The 14,732-nt window shown below is 72.9% G+C and carries 11 protein-coding genes and 3 pseudogenes; 7 read left to right on the forward strand and 7 right to left on the reverse strand.

The genetic code is table 11. From position 1 onward, the window contains the following. Positions 1–4 precede the first annotated feature (4 nt). Both AS594_RS45975 and AS594_RS04840 read left to right on the forward strand, forming a co-directional pair. A pseudogene (locus tag AS594_RS45975) lies at positions 5–430 on the forward strand (pyridine nucleotide-disulfide oxidoreductase); the annotation flags it as partial. A gap of 22 nt (positions 431–452) precedes the next feature. Beyond that, positions 453–713, forward strand: a complete 261-nt coding sequence (locus AS594_RS04840) for a hypothetical protein (protein WP_069925828.1) — start codon at positions 453–455, stop codon at positions 711–713. Here AS594_RS04840 and AS594_RS04845 read toward each other — a convergent pair. Then, the gene (locus AS594_RS04845) at positions 701–2,149 is read right to left on the reverse strand and encodes a dihydrolipoyl dehydrogenase family protein (RefSeq protein WP_079148286.1); all 1,449 of its coding nucleotides are present in this window, start codon (positions 2,147–2,149) and stop codon (positions 701–703) included. The two genes, AS594_RS04840 and AS594_RS04845, sit on opposite strands and share 13 nt — an antisense overlap. A gap of 117 nt (positions 2,150–2,266) precedes the next feature. Between AS594_RS04845 and trxA the strand changes: the two genes are divergently transcribed. Beyond that, positions 2,267–2,662 (forward strand): thioredoxin, encoded by a 396-nt coding sequence (gene trxA, locus AS594_RS04850; protein WP_069925829.1) that lies wholly within the window; start codon positions 2,267–2,269, stop codon positions 2,660–2,662. Here trxA and AS594_RS04855 read toward each other — a convergent pair. The 4 genes and pseudogenes from AS594_RS04855 to AS594_RS04870 all read right to left on the reverse strand — a co-directional run bounded on the left by AS594_RS04855 (position 2,659) and on the right by AS594_RS04870 (position 7,615). Then, positions 2,659–3,611 (reverse strand): annotated as a pseudogene (locus AS594_RS04855) (IS481 family transposase). The gene trxA and the pseudogene AS594_RS04855 overlap by 4 nt on opposite strands. A gap of 189 nt (positions 3,612–3,800) precedes the next feature. Further along, positions 3,801–5,237, reverse strand: coding sequence for an aldehyde dehydrogenase family protein (locus tag AS594_RS04860; RefSeq protein WP_069934957.1), 1,437 nt, complete (start codon positions 5,235–5,237; stop codon positions 3,801–3,803). A 13-nt stretch (positions 5,238–5,250) separates the two neighbouring features. Further along, complete coding sequence (locus AS594_RS04865) at positions 5,251–6,426, reverse strand: 4-hydroxybenzoate 3-monooxygenase (protein WP_069925832.1); 1,176 nt, start codon at positions 6,424–6,426, stop codon at positions 5,251–5,253. A gap of 4 nt (positions 6,427–6,430) precedes the next feature. Next, entirely contained in the window at positions 6,431–7,615 is a 1,185-nt protein-coding gene (locus AS594_RS04870) for a thiolase family protein (protein ID WP_069933466.1), read from the reverse strand. A 159-nt stretch (positions 7,616–7,774) separates the two neighbouring features. Between AS594_RS04870 and AS594_RS40845 the strand changes: the two are divergent. Beyond that, positions 7,775–9,445, forward strand: a pseudogene (locus tag AS594_RS40845) (IclR family transcriptional regulator domain-containing protein); the annotation flags it as partial. Positions 9,446–9,683: 238 nt separating this feature from the next. Here the strand turns inward: AS594_RS40845 and AS594_RS04885 are convergent. Continuing rightward, the gene (locus AS594_RS04885) at positions 9,684–10,718 is read right to left on the reverse strand and encodes a LacI family DNA-binding transcriptional regulator (RefSeq protein WP_069930282.1); all 1,035 of its coding nucleotides are present in this window, start codon (positions 10,716–10,718) and stop codon (positions 9,684–9,686) included. Between the two features lie 303 nt (positions 10,719–11,021). Between AS594_RS04885 and AS594_RS04890 the strand changes: the two genes are divergently transcribed. Next, positions 11,022–12,161, forward strand: coding sequence for an MFS transporter (locus tag AS594_RS04890; RefSeq protein ID WP_070343305.1), 1,140 nt, complete (start codon positions 11,022–11,024; stop codon positions 12,159–12,161). 109 nt (positions 12,162–12,270) lie between these two features. Further along, positions 12,271–12,966 (forward strand): alpha/beta fold hydrolase, encoded by a 696-nt coding sequence (locus AS594_RS04895; protein WP_069925834.1) that lies wholly within the window; start codon positions 12,271–12,273, stop codon positions 12,964–12,966. A gap of 36 nt (positions 12,967–13,002) precedes the next feature. Here AS594_RS04895 and AS594_RS04900 read toward each other — a convergent pair whose 3' ends face one another. Then, positions 13,003–14,169, reverse strand: a complete 1,167-nt coding sequence (locus AS594_RS04900; RefSeq protein ID WP_079148284.1) for a glycosyl hydrolase family 18 protein — start codon at positions 14,167–14,169, stop codon at positions 13,003–13,005. Positions 14,170–14,240: 71 nt separating this feature from the next. Between AS594_RS04900 and AS594_RS04905 the strand changes: the two genes are divergently transcribed. Further along, the gene (locus AS594_RS04905; RefSeq protein ID WP_069925835.1) at positions 14,241–14,693 is read left to right on the forward strand and encodes a type II toxin-antitoxin system PemK/MazF family toxin; all 453 of its coding nucleotides are present in this window, start codon (positions 14,241–14,243) and stop codon (positions 14,691–14,693) included. Positions 14,694–14,732: the final 39 nt, after the last annotated feature.

Below are 14,732 nucleotides of genomic sequence, written 5' to 3' on the forward strand. Positions count from 1 at the left end.
TCGCTTCGACGCCGCGACAGCGCGGCGGCGCCTGCTGGACAGCGGTGGGCCCGACAGCGGCGGCGTGGCGTCGCTCGGTGACATCGTCGCCGTGCCGCCGGTGCGCGAGGCCCGGGACGCGGGGCTGCTCAAGGCGTCACCCGTGTTCGCGCGGCTCACGGCCGACGGCGTCGAGTGGGCGGACGGTACGAGTGCCGGGGCCGACGCGGTCATCTGGTGCACGGGCTTCCGGCCGGCCCTCTCGCACCTCGCCCCGCTCGAACTGCGGGGCGCGCGGGGGCACATTCCGACCGCGGGCACGCGGTCGGCCGACGAGCCGCGCCTGCACCTGCTCGGGTACGGCGACTGGACCGGCCCCGCGTCGGCGACGCTGATCGGCGTGGGCCGGCCCGCCCGAGACGCGGCCCGCGCGATCGCGGCAGCCTCAGGGACCGAGTCGGGCGTCCCATCGGGTGATCCCGTACGACCTCCAGGCCACCTCCGTGGCCGAACGCTGGGGTACCGGCGCGTACCCCCGCCTGTCCGCACTCCTGGCCGCTCCGGTCACCGTGGCCGGAGCCCTGTCGCCCTGGGCCGGCGCCGCCCTCGCCGCGCCCCTCGGCGGCTCTCCCGCACTCTTCCTCGTACTGGCCGCGACATCCCTGGTGGCAGCGGTGCTGGCGGCCCGCGCCGGGGCGGTCCAGTGGGCCGGGCGGACGCCTCAGCCGCGGTAGGTCTCCAGGAGGCGCAGCCATACCTCGCTAATCGTCGGGTACGCCGGAACCGCGTGCCACAGGCGGGCGATCGGCACCTCGCCGGCCACCGCCACCGTGGCGGAGTGCAGGAGTTCGGCGACGCCCGGCCCCACGAAGGTGACGCCGAGTACGGTTTCGCGGTCGAGGTCCACGACCATGCGGGCGTGGCCACGGTAGCCGTCGGCGTACAGGCCGGAGCCCGAGACCGACGCCATGTCGTAGTCGACGGCCCGCACCCGGCGGCCCGTCGCCTCGGCCTCGGCGAGGGTGAGGCCGACGGCGGCGGCCTCGGGGTCGGTGAAGACCACCTGCGGTACGGCGGCGTGGTCGGCCGTGGCGGAGTGGGCGCCCCAGCGGGCGGTGTCCAGCGGCTCGCCCTGGGCCCTGGCGGCGATGGCGGCGCCGGCGACGCGCGCCTGGTACTTGCCCTCGTGGGTCATCAGCGCCCGGTGGTTGACGTCGCCGACGCCGTACAGCCAGTCCGTGCCGCCGACGCGGCAGCTCTCGTCGACCTCCAGCCAGGAGCCGGGCTTCAGGCCGACCGTGTCGAGCCCGATGTCGTCGGTGCGCGGGGCGCGGCCGGTGGCGAAGAGAATCTCGTCGGCCTCGATGCGGTCGCCGTCTTCGAGGACGACGGTGACCGGACCGCTGCCGCCCTCGCGCCGCTCCACGGCCGCGACGGAGGTTCCGGTCCGTACGGTGGCACCGGCTTCCGTGAGGGCCTCGGCGATCAGCTCGCCCGCGAACGGCTCCATCTTGGCGAGGAGGCCCTTTCCGCGTACGAGCACGGTGACCCGCGAGCCGAGCGCCTGCCAGGCGGTCGCCATCTCCGCGGCGACCACTCCCCCGCCGACCACCACGAGCCGGCCGGGCACCTTGGCGGCGCTGGTCGCGTCACGGCTGGTCCAGGGGTTCGCCCCGGCCACTCCGGGAAGGTCGGGCACGACGGCGCGGCTGCCGGTGCACACTACGACCGCGTGCCGCGCCGTCAGGGTGTACCGCTCGCCCGACGGGGCTTCGACGGTGACCCGCCTGGGACCCGTCAGCCGGCCCCTGCCCCGGTGGATGTCCACACCGATCGACTCCAGCCAGCTCACCTGGCCGTCGTCCTTCCAGTTCGACGCGTAGTAGTCGCGGTGGGCGAAGACCTCGGCCACGTCGAGCGGGCCCTGCACCGATCCGCGCAGTCCGGGCACGCGGCGCGCGTCGGCGCGTGCGGTCACCGGGCGCAGCAGCGCCTTGCTGGGCATGCAGGCCCAGTAGGAACACTCGCCACCGATCAGTTCGTTCTCCACCACCGCCGTCGTCAGTCCGGCCGCCCGGGCACGGTCGGCCACGTTCTCCCCGACCGGTCCGGCTCCGACCACCACGACGTCGTACTGCGCCTCGTCGACCGCGTCCGCTGCATTCGTCATACGGGCAGTCTGGTCGGGGGTGTGCGCCGTGGCCAGCCGGGCAGGCGGAATATCGCGAGCCCGCATGCCGTTGTGCGGGACGGCTTCGCCCGTTATGTCAGGAAAGAGGAGCACACCATGGCCACCGTCGAGCTCACCAAGGAAAACTTCGATCAGGTTGTGTCCGAGAACGACTTCATCCTGATCGATTTTTGGGCTTCCTGGTGTGGCCCCTGTCGGCAGTTCGCTCCCGTCTTCGACGCCGCGTCCGAGCGTCACGACGACCTTGTCTTCGCCAAGGTCGACACCGAGGCACAGCAGGAGCTGGCCGCGGCCTTCGAGATCCGCTCCATCCCGACGCTCATGATCGTGCGCGAGAACGTGGCGGTGTTCGCCCAGCCCGGCGCGCTGCCCGAGGCGGCGCTCGAGGACGTCATCGGGCAGGCCCGCAAGCTCGACATGGACGAGGTCCGCAAGTCGGTCGAGGACGCGAAGGCCGCGCAGGGCGCGCAGGACATCCAGGAAGCGGGCTAGGTGTATTGCCCTGTGAGGTTGGGGACGCGGCTGGCGGGGGGTTGGCCCTTCAGCGCGGTGTGTCCGCGGTGGTGATTGTAGGTGTGCAGCCACTCGGGAAGACGTCGCGTCGTTCCTGCTCGGAGCGGTAGGGGCGGGCGTAGGCCCATTCGTCGAGCAGGGTCCGGTTCAGGCGTTCGACCTTGCCGTTCGTCTGGGGCCGGTAGGGGCGGGTGCGCTTGTGGGTGATCCCGGCCTCGGCGAGGACGTTGCGCCAGTCTCGTGAGCGGTAGCAGGAGCCGTTGTCGGTCAGGACCCGCTCCACGGTGATTCCGGCTTGGGTGAAGAACGCGTGGGCACGGGTCCAGAAGGCTGTGGCGGTCTCCTTCCTCTCGTCGGTGAGGATCTCGCTGTAGGCCAGGCGGGAGTGGTCGTCGACGGCCGTGTGGATATAGCTGTAGCCGGCCCCGCGCCGTTTGCTGCGGCCTTCTTGTCTGCCGAGAACCTTGTGGCCGCCGCCGTTGGGGATGTTGCCGAGTTTCTTGATGTCGACGTGGACCAGTTCGCCGGGCCGCTCGCGTTCGTAGCGGCGTATGACGCGGCCGGTGGCCCGGTCCAGGTGGGTGAGGCGGGCCAGGCCGTAGCGGGTCAGGACGCGGTGCACGGTCGAGGGCACCAGGTGCAGCAGGCCTGCGATGCGGGCCGGTCCCCAGCGGCGCAGGATGCGGACCTTGATGATCCGCCGTTCGGTGCGGGTCGGGGTGCGGCGCGGGCTCGTGTGCGGGCGGGAGGACAGATCCCTCATGCCGGCCTCGCCGTGTGTGCGGTAGCGGTCGGCCCAGCGCTGGGCCGTGGTCGGCGAGACCTGGAAGCGTTCGGCGGCCCGGCGCAGGGGCCAGCCGTCCTCGACCACGCAACGGGCAAGACGCAGCCGTCCGGTCTCGGTCAGGGGTGCATTACGGTGGGGCACGAGGTGTAGACGTCGCAATCCACACCGAACCGGAAGGCCCTCACCCATTTCAAGATCCCTCAGCCGAGACCTGGCTCACCCGTCCACAACCTCCCGGGGCAGAACAGCTAGGCGCGCAGTGGTGAGCTGAGGAAGTGAAGGGCCCCGGCCGCGAACGGCCGGGGCCCGACATGTCTGTGCCCGGGCCCTCTAGAAGGGGTGGTCCGCCGGCTCACGGCGTACGGTCGTCCACCGGATGACCGTGAAGGCGTCCAGGTTCGCCTCGCCGCCGAAGCGCGCACCCGTTCCCGAGGCGGCCACCCCGCCGAAGGGCGCGACCGCCTCGTCGTTCACCGTCTGGTCGTTGATGTGCACGATGCCGGTGGGGATGCGGTCCGCGAGCTGGATCCCGAGGGCGGTGTCGCGGGTGACGATGCCCAGGGAGAGTCCGTACGGGCTCGCCGACGCCAGGGCCGCGGCTTCCTCCAGAGTGGCGAAGGACCGGACCGGTGCGACCGGGCCGAACACCTCCTCGGCGTACGCCGGGGTGTCGTCGTCGGCGCCCGCGAGCACGGTCGGCCGGTAGAAGAGGTCGTGGTGCGTGCCGCCCGCCAGGAGCTTCGCGCCGCTCGCCGTGCTGGCCTCCACCAGGCCGTGGATCTTGTCCAGTTGGGACCGGTCGATGATCGGGCCGAGCTGGACCTGCTCGCGGTGCGGGTCGCCGACCGTGAGGGACTCGGCCTTGGCCACGAGGCGTTCGACGTACTCGTCGTAGAGCGAGGCGTGCACGAGGTGGCGGCCCGTGGTGATGCAGATCTGGCCCTGGTGGAAGAAGGAGCCCCAGGACGCCTGGGCGACGGCGCCTTCGAGGTCGGCGTCCTCCAGGACGACGAGGGCCGAGTTGCCGCCCAGTTCCAGGTGGGCGCGCTTGAGTCCGCGCCCCGCGGCCTCGCCCACCGCGCGGCCCGCCGCCGTGGACCCCGTGAACGAGACGACCGGCACGTCCGGGTCGGCGACCAGCGCCTGCCCGGCCCCGACGCCGCCGGGCAGTACGTGCAGCAGTCCTTCCGGCAGGCCCGCCTCGGCGAACACGGCGGCCAGGGACAGGCCGCCGCACACCGCGGTGCGGGGATCGGGCTTCAGCAGGACGCCGTTGCCGAGCGCGAGAGCGGGGGCGACCGACCGGATGGAGAGGATCAGCGGGGCGTTGAACGGGGCGATGACGCCGACCACTCCGACCGGCACCCGCCGCGTGTACGACAGCCGCGGGGCCTCGCTCGGCAGTACCTGCCCGGCGGGACGGGAGGCGAGCGCGGCGGCCTCGTAGCACTCCTGGGCGGCGACATGGAGCTCGAAGTCGGCCTTGCCGGGTATGGACCCCGACTCCCGTACGAGCCATTCCCGCAACTCGTCGGCGTGTGCGGCGAAGAGGTCGCCCGCCCGGCGGAGCACCGCCGCCCGCACGAAGTGGGGCGTACGGGCCCAGGCCGTCTGTACGGCCCCCGCGGTCCGGGCGGCCGTGCCGACGTCGTCCGCGGTGGCCAGGGTGACACGGCCGAGCGTTTCGCCCGTGGCCGGCTCGACGACGTCCGACTCACCGCCCGAGAGCCGGACGGGCTGCCAGGTCTTGGGGTCGAGCAGGGGCATTGCGGATCTCCAGTCAGAGAGGAAGTCCTGTGTAGTTCGCGGCCAGTTCCCCGGCAGCGGACCGGGAGGCCGCGAGACGGTGCAGCCGTGCGACATGCACGCGGGTGTCGAACGCGTTCTCGCCCGGTTGACTATGCAACATCGTAGTCATGTCGTACGAGAACCGGGTGGCTTGCCACACCCGTCGCAGGCACAAGTCCGAGTAGGAGTCGAGCAGTTCGTCCGATCCGGTGCGGTGGTGGTGATCGAAGGCGCGGGCCAGGATCCGTACGTCGGACACCGCCAGGTTGAGCCCTTTGGCCCCGGTGGGCGGCACGATGTGCGCCGCGTCGCCGGCCAGGAAGACCCGTCCGTAGCGCATCGGCTCGGTGACGTGACTGCGCATCGGTGTGACCGACTTCGAGGTGATCGGTCCGCGCGCCAGGCTCCAGTCGCCGTCGTCCGTCGCGAAGCGCCGGTCGAGTTCGTCCCAGATCCGCTCGTCGGACCAGTCGGCGGGGTCGGTTCCGTTCGGGACCTGGAGGTAGAGGCGCGAGACGCTGGGCGAGCGCATGCTGTGCAGCGCGAAGCCGCCCTCGCCGCGTGCGTAGATCAACTCGTCGCAGGACGGCGGGACTTCGGCGAGGATGCCCAGCCAGGAGTACGGGTACGTGCGCTCGTACGTGCGGCGGACCTCGTCCGGGAACGCGGCGCGCGCGATGCCGTGGAAGCCGTCGCAGCCGACGACGTAGTCGCAGTCGAGCGTCCGCTCACGGCCCTCGTGCGTGAAGCGGACGACCGGATGCTCGGATTCCGGCTTCTCCACGGCGAGGGCCCGCGCCTCGAAGAGGAGGGGCGGGCCCTCGGCCAGCTGGAGGGCGATCAGGTCCTTGACGACCTCGGTCTGGGCGTACACCGTCACCGACCGGCCGTCGGTGAGCTCGGGGAAGCCGATGCGGTGGCGCCGGCGGTCGAAGCGCAGCTCGATGCCGTGGTGGACGAGCCCTTCGGCGTCCATGCGGGCGCCCGCACCACAGGCCCGGAGGACGTCGACCGTGCCCTGTTCGAGGATGCCGGCGCGCTGGCGCTGTTCGACGTACGCGCGGGTCCTGTTCTCCAGGACGACGCAGTCGATGCCCGCGTTGCGCAGCAGACGGGCGAGAAGAAGGCCGGCCGGGCCGGCTCCGACGATCGCGACAGTGGTACGCACCGGCTCAGCGCTCCAGTACGAGTGCGAGTCCCTGGCCGACGCCGATGCACAGGGCGGCGAGGCCCGTGCCGGAGCCCGCGGCGGCGAGCTGATGGGCGACGGACCCGGCGAGGCGGGCGCCGGAGGCACCGAGCGGGTGGCCGATGGCGATGGCACCGCCGCGCGGATTGACGACGGCGGGGTCCAGGTCCGGCCATTCGACGAGGCAGCCGAGCGACTGGGCGGCGAAGGCCTCGTTGAGCTCGAAGGTGGTGAGGTCGGCGAAGGACCTGCCCGCCTTGGCGAGGGCCCGCTGGACCGCCTCGACCGGGCCCAGGCCGAAGAGCTGCGGCTCGATGCCGGTGACGGCGGAGGTGCGGATGCGGGCGAGCGGCTCGCGGCCGGTGGCGCGCAGGCCCTCCTCGTCGACGAGCAGGAGCGCGGCGGCGCCGTCGTTGAGGGGAGAGGCGTTGCCTGCCGTGACGCTGCCGTCCTTGCGGAAGACCGGCTTCAGCTTGGCCAGCGCCTCCATGGTCGAGCCCTCACGGACGCACTCGTCACGGATGAGGTCCACGCCGTCGTACGGGACGACCTCGCCGTCGTACCGGCCGTCCGACCACGCCTTCGCCGCCTTCTGGTGGCTGGCCAGCGCGAACGCGTCCTGCTGCTCGCGGGTGATGCCGTGCTTGTCGGCGATGAGCTCGGCGCCCTCGCCGAGCGGGACGGTCCACTCGTCGGGCATGCGCGGGTTGGTCATGCGCCAGCCGAGCGTGGTCGAGTGCAGCTGCTGATGCCCGGCGGGGAAGGCACGCTCGGGCTTCTGGAGCACCCAGGGGGCACGGGACATGGACTCGACGCCGCCCGCGACGGCGACGGAGGCGTCGCCGAGGGCCACCGCGCGGGCGGCCTGGATGACGGCCTCGAGGCCGGATCCGCAGAGGCGGTTGACGGTGACGCCGGGGACGGAGACGGGGAGTCCGGCGAGCAGCACGGCCATGCGGGCGACGTCCCGGTTGTCTTCGCCGGCGCCGTTGGCGTCGCCGAAGTAGACGTCGTCGATCCTCGCCGGGTCGAGGTCGGGCGTGCGGGCCACCAGCGACTTGACGACGTGGGCGGCGAGGTCGTCGGGGCGTACGGAGGAGAGTGCACCCCCGAACTTGCCGATCGGGGTGCGGACGGCGTCGACGATGTAGACGTCGCGGATGCTCATCGGGTCTCTCCCGGAGTCGTGGACTGCTCGGCGGTCGGTGGTAGCTGGTGGTTCGCCGGTGGTGGCCGTTCGCCCAGTGAACTATCGTTCACATCCGACTTCGCTCCGAAGTCTCTGCCGCGCGCCGCCCGGTGTCAACGGTCTGCCAGGAGGACCCCCATGCCGAGCACCGAATCCGCCGAAGCCACCGAATCCGCCGCAACGGCCGCGTCCGTCGCGTCCACCGGCCCGGGAGACGCGGTCGGCCCCCTGGAGCGCGGGCTCGCCGTGCTGCGGGCCCTGTCCGCGCCCGGCGCCGGGGACCGGATGCGGCACAGCGATCTCGTACGGTCGACCGGCCTGGCCCGCTCCACGGTCGACCGGGTGGTGTCCACGCTCGACCGCCTCGGACTGGCGCGCGGCGACGGGCGGGAGGTCGCGCTCGCGCCACCGCTGATGGCCCTGCCCGGCGCGTACCTCACGGCGTGCGGGATTCCGGCGGCGCTCGGGCCCGCGGCCGAGCGGCTCGCGGACGAGTTCGACGAGTCGGTGTCGGTCGCGGTGCCGGACGACGCCGTCGCCGGGGCGCGGTTCGTCCTCCAGACCACGCGGCGGCGCACGATGTCGCTCGCTTTCCGGATCGGCGACCTGCTGCCTGCCGAGCGGTGCGCCCCCGGGGCGCTGTTCGCGGCCCAGTGGGACGCGCGGGAATGGCGGGCGTGGCACGAGCGGCGGGAGGCAGATCCGCTGGGCGGGGGGTTCGCCGCACCACCGCCGGGCGCCGCCGGGGGCCGGGAGGTCTTCGAGCGGCGGGCGGCGCGGGCGGGTGCGGACGGCTGGGCGGGCGACGACCAGCTGATCGAGCCGGGACTGGTGGCGGTCGCCGTGCCCGTACGCGACGAAGGGGGGCGGACGGTGTGCGCGGTGAGCGTGGTCAGCCACACCAGCCGTCACACCCTGGAGTCGCTGCGGGAGACCGTACTTCCCCGGCTGCTTTCGGTGAGGGGCGAGTTGGAGGCCGCGCTGGCGGCGCCGCGACCGGCGGCGGAGGGCGCGCCCGCACGGGACAGCTCGCTGGAGGCGAAGCGTGAGCTGGGTCCCGGCTTCCTCCAGTCACTGGCGCGCGGACTCGCCGTGCTCGGCTCGCTCGGCGCCGACCGGGGCGAGGGGATGGCGCTGATGGCGGTCGCCGAGGCGACCGGGCTGGCCAGGGCGACAGCGCGGCGCTCGCTGCTCACGCTGGAACAACTGGGGTACGTCACCTCGGACGGGCGCCGGTGGCGGCTGCTGCCCCGCGTGCTCGAACTGGGCTGCGCACGACTGTCCGGACTGGGGCTCGCGGATGTCGCCCAGCCTCATCTGGCGGCGCTGGTGGGCCGCGTGCGCGAGTCGGCGTCGCTGGCGGTGCTCGACGGCGCCGACATCCGGTACGTGGCGCGCGTGCCCACCGTGCGGATCATGAGCGTCAACATCACGGTGGGTACGCGCTTCCCGGCGTACGCGACCTCGATGGGACGGGTGCTGCTGGCGGGCCTGGCGCGCGGGGAGCGGCCGCCGCTGCCCGAGGCGCTGCCGGCGCTGACCCGGCGTACGGTCACCTCGCCGGCCGAGCTGGACCGGATCGTCGAGCAGGCCGCGTCCGAGGAATTCGCCCTGGTGAACGAGGAGTTGGAGGACGGCCTGCGCTCCCTGGCCGTGCCGGTACGCGACGGCCGGGGCCGTGTCGTGGCCGCGCTGAACGTGGCCCGGCACGCGGGGAACGGGGCTCCGGACGAGATGCGGGAGGCGTTGCTGCCGGCGCTGCGGGAGACGGCGGCACTGATCGAGGCGGATCTGCGGGCCCTGGGACGGCGGGCCTGCCCTGGGGGTGTGACGGGGCGTGGACGCGGGCGCGCGGGGACGCGGGCGCGCGGGGACGCGGGCGCGCGGGGACGCGGGCGCGCGGGACGCGGGCGCGCGGGGACGCGGGGAAGCGTGGACGCGGGGAAGCGTGGACGCGGGGGCGGTGCTGCGTCGGCAGCGGACGCACGTCCGCGTGGGGAGCGGGGGCGGTGCTGCGCGGCCCCCTCACGTACTCAGTCGTCGACGGTCAGCTGGACTCGCGGGGCACCGTGTGCGCCGCCATCAGGTCGTGGCGTTCGACCTCGCCGTCCGGATCACGCACCACCCGGTCCACCAGCTCCGCTATCTCGCGGCCCGTCGGCAGCTCGATGTGCACCGTACTCAGCCGTGGCCGCAGCAGCTTGCCCAGCAGCAGATCGTCCGCGCCGACCACCGCGCACTCCCCCGGTACGTCGACACCCGCGTCCTGTAGCGCCCGCATCAGCAGTTGCGCGTACTCGTCGTTGTACGCGTACACCGCGTCGAGGCCGAGCGCGCCCCACCCCGCGGCGAGGCGCGCGGCGGACTCCTCGTCGTACGCCATCGTGAGCGGCTCGACCCGTGCACCGGAAGCCTCCCCCGCCGTCGTCACCGTCCTGCGTACGCCCGCCAGGCGCGGCCTGGAGAAGAGTTCCAGGCCCGGCTCGGCCGGCACCACCACGCCGATCGCGCGCCGGCCCCGCTCCAGCAGGTGGCGCGCCGCCGCGCTGCCGATCGCCCGCTGGTCCATGACCAAGGCGTGCGCGCCCTCGACCCGCTGCGGGCCCAGCGTGATCACGGCCTTCGCGCCGGAGCGCTTGAGCACCTGGACACCGTGCGCGCTGAGCGCGATCTCGCCGAGGGAGAGGACCGCCACGGGCCGCAGTTCCGCCCAGGCGCGGGCCGCCTCGTCGGCTCCGAGCCCGAGGCTGCCGTACTGCACGACCGTGTAGTCCAGTGCCCGCAGAGCCCACTGGACCTCGTTCAGGAACCGGCTGTAGAGCGGGCCGACCGGGACGTGCGACGTCGGCAGCAGCACCATCCGGCTGTGTCCCGCCCGCAGGCTGCGCGCCGCCGCGTGCGGTACGTACCCCAGCTCCTCGGCGGCCTCCCGCACCCGGCGGCGGGTCGGCTCGCTGATCCGCACCGCCGAGGTGTTGTTCAGGACGTACGAAACCGTGGCGCGCGAGACACCTGCCAGGCGCGCGACATCGGTGCTGGTCGGGACGGGATGGTCGGCGGACTGCTTTGGTGGCTGGCTCATCGCGTTCGGCATCTTTCCAGATCGGTACGGAACAGGGTCTGGCGGATGGCCGGAATTGAGTGCTAACAATGCTGACACGCGTCACTGACACGTGTCACCTCACATCTTTTCCCCCTCGCGTCGGCTTTCCCATTCGCTCGTCGTCTCCCACGACACTCCTCATGGAGGGCAGCGTGGCCCTGTCCCCGCCCGGCACCCCCGGCACCCCCGAATCCCCCGGCACCGCCGGAACCACCGCCGGTCCCACCCCTCGCCCCGCCGAGCCGCGGGCTGCTGCCCCTGCTCCTGGTCGGCAACACCGCGATGTACGCGCTCTACATCGGCGTCGGCGGCGTACTCCTCGCGCTCCAGGTCGAGGACGTCGACCCGGCGGACAAGGTGGCCAACCTCGGTCTGGTCGCCGGTGTCTCCGCAATCTTCGCGACCGTCTTCAACCCGGTCGCCGGCGCCCTCTCCGACCGCTCGGGACGCCGCAACCCCTGGATACTCGGCGGCGCCCTGCTCGCCGTACCCGCGATGTTCCTGCTCGGCAGTGTGCACACGGTCCTGATGATCACCATCGCCTGGTGTCTCGGCCAGGCCGTGATGAACGTCTACCAGGCCGCCATCACCTCCGTCGTCCCCGACCGCGTGCCGATGACCGCGCGCGGCAAGGCGTCCGCCGCCGTGGGCCTCGGGCTGCCCTTCGGCAGTACGCTCGGCGCGCTGATCGGCGCTGCCTTCTCGGACGACTACCGGACCGGCTACCTCCTCTTCGGCGCGCTGGTGGCCGCCTCGGCGGTGCTGTTCACCACCTGTGCCCGCGAGCAGCGGATGCCCGCCCGCCGGCCACTGCCCGTACGGGAACAACTGACCGCGTTCGCGGGGGCCTTGAAGTCGCACGACTTCCGCTGGGCCTTCATCGGCCGTGCCCTGCTGATCCTCGGGTACTTCGCCGTCAACGGCTTCCTCCTCTACATCATCAAGGACCACACCGTCCTGCACGGCGGGCTGGAGCCCGAGGACGCGGTGGCGGTCCTGATGCCGGTCACCAGCGTGGCCATGATCGTGTCCACCGTCCTCGGGGGCTACCTGTCGGACCGCTTCGACCGGCGCAAGCTGTTCGTCGGCGCTTCGGCCGCGCTGTCCGCCGTCGCCCTGGTCATCCCCGCGGTGTCGACGAGCTGGGCGGCGATGATCGCCTTCGCCACCGTCAACGGCCTCGCCTTCGGCTGCTACATGGCCGTGGACACCGCGCTCGTGACGATGGTCCTGCCGAAGGCGGAGGACGCCGCCCGCGACATGGGCGTCCTGAACATCGCCAACGCCGGGCCGCAGATCGTCGCCCCGTTCATCGCCTCGGTGATCGTCGGCGTCGGCGGGTACACCACCCTGTTCCTGGTCGCGGCGGGGCTCGCGGTGCTCGGCGCACTCGCCGTACGCCCGATCCGCTCCGTGCGCTGACTCCGTGCGCCGACTCCGTGCGCGGGCCTTCCGCCGGATCATTTACGCCGACTCGTGCGCCGGTCCTGTGCGCCGATCCCGTTTTCCCCACCGTCAGAAAGGCATCACCGTGCAGCTACACACCCGGACCTGGGGCGAGGGCGACCGGCTCGCGCTCCTGATCCACGGCATCATGGCCGACCACCGCACCTGGCGACGAGTCGGCCCCGCTCTCGCCGGCAAGGGCTACCGGGTCATCGCCGTCGACCTGCGTGGACACGGCGCCAGCGGTCGTGGTGAGTACACACCGGAGCTCTTCGCCGACGACGTCGTCGAGACCCTCCCGGCCGGCGCCGACCTCGCCATCGGCCATTCCCTCGGCGGCCTCACCCTGTCCCTCGCCGTGGACCGCCTGCGGCCACGGCGTGCGGTCTTCTCCGACCCGGCGTGGCACCTCGGCACGGCGGAGGAGGGCTTCGGTCCCGAGCTGTTCGCCCGGTTCAAGGCGGCGCCCCGGGAGCGGATAGCGGCGATGAACCCGCGCTGGGACGCCGAGGACATCGACATCGAACTGGCGACGCTCGGGGTCTGGGACGAGGCGTCGGCGCTGGGCCTCGCCGCGCTGCCCGGCGTCGATCTGCTGCCCGCCAAGCCCGTCGTGCCCTCGCTGGTGCAGCTCGCGGACCCGAGCTTCCTCATCGACGCGGCGAAGGCCGCGGTGCTGGCGGAGCGCGGATTCGAGGTCCGTACGGTCCGGGGCGCGGGCCACACCATCCACCGGGACGACTTCGACGCCTTCATGGCGTCGTTGGACGGCTGGATATGACCCTTGCACGGACGCGGCGTACACGCGTACGCCGCGTCAGCCGCGCGCCAGCACCGGCCACAGTTCGGGGTCCTCGAAGTTCAGTGCCCACAGGGCGGTGTTGGCCACGCCGTACTTGCGCAGCACCGGCAGGTGCTCGGCGACACCGCGCGCGTCCTGGTACCAGACCTCGCGCCGTTGCTCCCCGTCCTGGTAGCCGAAGTGGGGTGTCCGGGAGGCCGGATCGAGCGCGTACGGCACGTTCTTGGCGACGCGCAGCGCCTCCGCCTCCTTCCAGGTGACGTGCTTCGCCCGGGACTTGCCGTCGGCGGGCCAGTCCCACCCGTACCCCGGGACATCGACCTCGATCTTGCTGGCCGGGACGTCGGCGGTGGCGATGCGCAGGATCTCGTCGTACCACTGCGGGGAGCACAGTGGGCCCGGCTTGCCGCCCTTCCAGTGGTAGTCGTACGCCATGATGCGCATCCGGTCGGCCGCGCGCCCGATGGCCGCGTAGTCCCAGATCCGGCCGGTGGTCGCCGTCTTGGGCGACACCGTGATGACGCACTGCTTGTCCAGCGCGCGCAGGCCCCGGCAGAGGTCTTCGACCAGTTTCGCGTACCCGGCGCGCACCTTGCGGTAGGTGGCGTCGCCGGACGCGGCGAGACTCTCGTAGTCGAGGTCCAGTCCGTCGTAGTCGCGGCTCCCGGCAAGGGCGAGGAGGGTACGGACGTGGGTCGCGCGGCGGGTGGGGCTGGTGAGGATCGAGCCCAGGGCGCCGGGCTTCATCGTCTCCATCACGGTGGGCACGACCTTGACGCCGGCCGCGTGCAGTCCGTCGACGATGCGCCGCTCCCCCGCGCCCGGATGGCCGTCGACCCGCCCGGCCGAGACGGCCTGGTACCAGAAGGGGCTGACGGTGTGCAGCTGGTCGGCGTGGGCCAGCGCATCGGCGTACGCCCCCTCCTGGTCCCAGTAGGGGAGCCAGCCGGAGACGGTACGGGGTGGGGCCACGGCGCCGGGGGGCGACGCGGACGGCGACCGGGCGGGGTCCGTTCGCGCGAAGGCCGCTCGGGCGGGCTCCGGTCCGGCGGGCTCCGGTTGGGCGGCGGCTGCTCGGGCGGGCTCCGGTCCGGCGGGATTCCGTCCGGCCGGGTCCGGAAACTGCGCCGCCGTGCCTGCGAGTCCGGCGGCGAGGAGGGCGATGACGATGCGTGTGGCCATGGACCGAAGCTGTGGTCCGGTCGCGGGGGCCGCCCTGCGGACTGGGCCGTCCAGGCCCTAACCTCACCCGGGTGACGACTTCTCCCGACGGCATCACCGACCTGCCCGGCCGGCGCGGACCGGCCGCGACGACCGAGGCCGACCCCCGCGCGACCGGTCCGGTACGGACCTCGTACGCGCCGGACTGCGACGGGGATCCCGACCCGGGCGAGATCGTCTGGACCTGGGTGCCGTTCGAGGAGAACGACGGCCGCGGCAAGGACCGGCCGGTGCTCGTGGTCGCCCGCGAGGCCGCCGGCACGCTGCTCGCCGTACGGCTGTCCAGCAAGCGGCACGACCGCGACCGCGAGTGGGTGGCGATCGGTTCCGGTCCGTGGGACGCGAGGGGGCGCGAGTCCTGGGTCGATCTCGACCGGGTGATCCGGGTGCACGAGGAAGGGATGCGCCGGGAGGCGTGCGCCCTCGACCGGCCGCGCTTCGACGGTGTGGTGCGGCGCCTGCGGCAGCGTTACGGCTGGAGCTGAGAGCCACCCGCGCTCCTGCGCGCGCCGGAATCCGGGGGC

The organism is Streptomyces agglomeratus (genome assembly GCF_001746415.1).
GTDB lineage: Bacteria > Actinomycetota > Actinomycetes > Streptomycetales > Streptomycetaceae > Streptomyces > Streptomyces agglomeratus.